A 3,758-nucleotide genomic window follows, 5' to 3' on the forward strand; every position below is an offset into this window, starting at 1 on the left:
CCTACTCCCATTAACTCAGCGGTTGCCAATTTTCTAGTGGTTTACCTTGACAAAATGTAAGCATTCAGCTATCAGCTATCAGCGATCAGCGATCAGCGATCAGCGATCAGCTATCAGCTATCAGCCTTTGGCCACGCTACGGGAATGGCCACGCTACTGTTCGCGCAGCACCTCAAGTAGCGCAATCGGTGCTTTTAGGTGCGACCCGTGGCGAATTTAATAATTAGATGCGGAAAGCGCACCTTTGAATAAAATAAGCTGACCACTGACCGCTGACCACTGATGGCTGACGGCTAACGGCTGACGGCTGACCACTGACCGCTGAATGCTTACGACAAAATTGCTTTCACTTTTGCTTTAAACATTTCAAACTCTTCTGGTGTTGGTTGAACTTGCTGCCAACTTTCCCGTTCCTGTAAAGCTGTTTGCCAATTTTGCACTGAGGGATAGTCTGCTAAAGAAACGCCGATCTTGCTGAGAAAATATACTGACAAACCGGCGACAATATCGGCTAACGTAAATTGCCCTTCTACAAAGTAGTTTTTATCGCCCAATTTTTCGCTATAAAATTTCATCACTGTGGCAACTTGTTTTTGAGCTTGTTCTAATTTTTTTGCTTCTACTTCAATCTCCAAGTTATGGCGCATAAAGGTTACGATAGCAGGAGCAAGCTCATTGACATTGACCAGTTGTATCATCCTCACTGTAGCAATAGCTTGGGGGTCAGTAGGCATCAGAGCAGGAGTTGGATATTTAGCTTCTAAATAATCTAAGATGGCTAAGGATTCTATCACTTTAAATCCATCATCGATTAGGACTGGGATGTGATGAAAGGGATTGATTTCAATAAATTCTGGCGTAAATTGATCTCCATCTAATTTTATTTCAACAGGCTCAAAGTCAATCTGTTTTTCTAATAAAGCAATCCATACCCGTCGGGCATTGTTGGACATAGGATTATTGTAAAACTGTAACATTGACTCAACTCTCCCTTACTATCAACGTTTGATTGATTCTTAGTTTAATATCTACTTTCAAGCACAAGCTCATAACTTGAGCTATTTCAAGAACCCTTCAACCCAAGCTGAGGATTTGACTTAAAAAGAACCCTAGTGCTGCACTACCGATAGGAACTGTGAGATTATCAATCCCGAACTTGGAGAAGGCTTCTAATAGTGTGGCAAAAAATGCGATCGCAATTGACATCAACCAGGTTTCCCAGACATTACCTTGAACAGCGAAAAGGATCAGGCTACTGACGACATAGCTAGTGACAGCCATGGTTCCAGACCCTTCCCAGCTTTTTTGCATCCCCCAAGCCTGATAGGGATGTTGGCCAAATTTCTGACCAATCAGTCCTGCCAATCCATCCCCCCATGCCATCACTAAAATACCAATAGCGGCATACTGGAATTGTTGTAAGGGCCAAAACCAGGCAATCACGACACCAATACTGACAGCATAGAAGAAAGTGCCTAGGCTTTTGCGCCCAACGCTGTTAATACCAGGCAAAATAGGAATGTAATAGGACAAAAGAGCGATCGCACCAGCGATAACTGATGCCAAGATACCTACCCAGGCAGGTATTTGTAGCCACCAAGCCACTAAAATAACGTTACCGGTGCCAATGTGAACAATTTTACGGGTAATTTCTGAATCCCTGGCGGTGCGCTGATGTAGTGTTTCCGCCAGCAGCACAATCGCACCGAGACCGACAGCAATCAGTGCAATTTGCAGCCATAGGGTTGGGATTGATTCTATCCAGGTTACAGAATTAAACAAGGATCTGATGGCAGCATACTTTAAGACCTATTTATTACTGTATTAGATGGGGTGACCATTACATGAAACTTTTACTGATTTGGCTAATTCGAGGCTATCGAGCTTTTATTTCGCCCCTATTTCCTCCAGTCTGTCGCTTTCGCCCAACCTGTTCCCAGTATGCTATCCAAGCGATTGAGCGGTTTGGTGTCTGTCGGGGTGGTTGGCTAGGAATTCGGCGTATTCTACGGTGTCATCCTCTCTATCCAGGGGGTTATGATCCCGTGCCTGACGTTTATCCTAATGGTAATAGGGATAAATCTAGAAGTGTTGAACTTCGGAACAGGGAACAGGAAACAGGGAACAGGGAACAGGGAACAGGGAACAGGGAATAATTAGTGGCTCTTGTGGTTTGAGTATGGTAAAAAAGTAGTTAAATCATGCAAGAGGCAAAAGGCAAGAGGCAAAAGGCAAAAGGCAAAAGTTGGTTTTAGGTTGAGTTTTTTAGGTGTTAAAAATGTGACCGTTAAAAGACTTTAAATATTTTCTAATTTTGCCAAAAGATATGCTTCGCGCTGATCAACGCTTTTTGATAACTCCAAAAATGCCCAAAAGAAAAACTATAGCGGTTCTCATAGTAATGAGAGTAATGAGGTAAACAGAATTTTTACCACTTCCGACTTCCCTACTCCCTACTCCCTACTCCCTACTCCCTACTCCCTACTCCCTACTCCCTACTCCCGACTCCCTCGCAACCAACTGCTAGTAATTACCTCAAGCAATTGAGAACTGCAACTATGAAACCTTATCAGCAAATCCCAATTGTAGAGTGTGGAGAACCCCTCATCCCCATTCCCTTAGCACAATTTGCCGCTCGTAACCCTCACCCCTACCAAAAACTGGGGGCACCTTATGGTAAGGCTTCCCCTTATTATCTGCGCGAGAGTGTGATAGAAGCACTCTTTGTGGCTCAAAGCCAACTCCAACAGCAGCATCCAGGTTGGCGCATCCAGATTTTTGATGGCTATCGACCGGTGGAAGTCCAACAATTCATGGTTGACCATACTTTTGCCCAAGTAGCTCAGGCACAACAACTCAACCCAAGCATCCTATCGGAACAACAACAGCAAGCGATTTGGGAACAAGTCTATCAATTTTGGGCAGTACCCAGCTCTAACCCCATGACTCCACCCCCTCACAGTACAGGTGCTGCCTTAGATATTACCCTGGTGGATGCCACCGGTGAAACCATTGATATGGGCTCTGAGATTGATGAAGTCTCACCACGCTCCCATCCCGATTATTACGCCAATCAGCAAGACTTGCCTTATCACTACAATCGACAGCTGTTAAAAAATTTAATGTACTCGGCTGGGTTCCGGTGTCATCCTAGAGAGTGGTGGCATTTTTGCCTCGGAGACCAAATGTGGGCTTGGCTGCGCAATCAAGAAGATTCAACCAATACCTTGATGGCACGATATGGTGGTGTTGAGTGCGGAGCCTGTTGAGTCCTGAGACTGAGTCGGAGAGTGGGTCAGTCCTAAGTGGGGAGCGTGCTAAATGGGGAGCGTGGTGATAGCTCAGTTGCTGCTAAGATGGTTTAGCAGTGGCATTGTAGTGGAATTATTAATCAAGTAGCTCAAAGAATGCTACAAATAGACCATTTTTTATTGCCCCTCTTGCCTGTCTTGGCCCTCCTGCTATCTCTCCCTGGCATTAAAGCAAAATGGTATCAGATATCCTATAAAAACAATTAAAAAATAACGATTACTTAAGGTTATATAAGATTTATGATGGCACCTAAGCAAGTATACGTCCTTTTATTTAATGCCCGGACAGAAAACGAGGGAATTCACACTATCCAAATTGGAGATAAGCAAACGGTATTGATGTTTGAAAAAGAAGACGATGCTACCCGCTTTGCTTTATTGCTCGAAGCTCAGGATTTCCCAACACCCACCGTGGAAGCTATCGATCTAGAAGAGATTGAGGAGTTT

At 44.3% G+C, this 3,758-nt stretch carries 6 protein-coding genes; 4 read left to right on the forward strand and 2 right to left on the reverse strand.

Going from position 1 to position 3,758, the window contains the following annotated elements; all coding sequences use genetic code 11:
• Positions 1-46: 46 nt before the first annotated feature.
• On the forward strand, positions 47-220 hold the full coding sequence (locus F6K20_RS28495) for a hypothetical protein (protein ID WP_287296916.1): 174 nt from the start codon (positions 47-49) through the stop codon (positions 218-220).
• 109 nt (positions 221-329) lie between these two features.
• Here F6K20_RS28495 and F6K20_RS28500 read toward each other — a convergent pair whose 3' ends face one another.
• Together F6K20_RS28500 and F6K20_RS28505 are read right to left on the reverse strand one after the other, a co-directional pair.
• Complete coding sequence (locus F6K20_RS28500; protein WP_008179356.1) at positions 330-977, reverse strand: glutathione S-transferase family protein; 648 nt, start codon at positions 975-977, stop codon at positions 330-332.
• 97 nt (positions 978-1,074) lie between these two features.
• The gene (locus tag F6K20_RS28505; protein ID WP_008179354.1) at positions 1,075-1,782 is read right to left on the reverse strand and encodes a diacylglycerol/polyprenol kinase family protein; all 708 of its coding nucleotides are present in this window, start codon (positions 1,780-1,782) and stop codon (positions 1,075-1,077) included.
• Positions 1,783-1,844: 62 nt separating this feature from the next.
• On the opposite strand from F6K20_RS28505, the gene yidD reads away from it, so the two are divergent.
• The 3 genes from yidD to F6K20_RS28520 form a co-directional block, all read left to right on the forward strand.
• On the forward strand, positions 1,845-2,156 hold the full coding sequence (gene yidD / locus F6K20_RS28510; RefSeq protein WP_008179352.1) for a membrane protein insertion efficiency factor YidD: 312 nt from the start codon (positions 1,845-1,847) through the stop codon (positions 2,154-2,156).
• 402 nt (positions 2,157-2,558) lie between these two features.
• Positions 2,559-3,269 (forward strand): M15 family metallopeptidase, encoded by a 711-nt coding sequence (locus tag F6K20_RS28515; RefSeq protein WP_008179350.1) that lies wholly within the window; start codon positions 2,559-2,561, stop codon positions 3,267-3,269.
• 282 nt (positions 3,270-3,551) lie between these two features.
• The coding region (locus F6K20_RS28520; RefSeq protein ID WP_287296918.1) for a DUF3110 domain-containing protein at positions 3,552-3,758 on the forward strand (207 nt) is incomplete at its 3' end.

Origin of the sequence: Moorena sp. SIO2C4 (assembly GCF_010672485.1) — a bacterium.
In the GTDB taxonomy this organism is placed as follows: Bacteria; Cyanobacteriota; Cyanobacteriia; order Cyanobacteriales; family Coleofasciculaceae; genus Moorena; species Moorena producens.

Excerpts from the sequence above, each read along its gene's own strand:
- F6K20_RS28500 (WP_008179356.1), bottom strand. The coding sequence starts at position 977 with ATGTTACAGTTTTACAATAATCCTATGTCCAACAATGCCCGACGGGTA.
- yidD (WP_008179352.1), top strand. The coding sequence starts at position 1,845 with ATGAAACTTTTACTGATTTGGCTAATTCGAGGCTATCGAGCTTTTATT.
- F6K20_RS28515 (WP_008179350.1), top strand. The coding sequence starts at position 2,559 with ATGAAACCTTATCAGCAAATCCCAATTGTAGAGTGTGGAGAACCCCTC.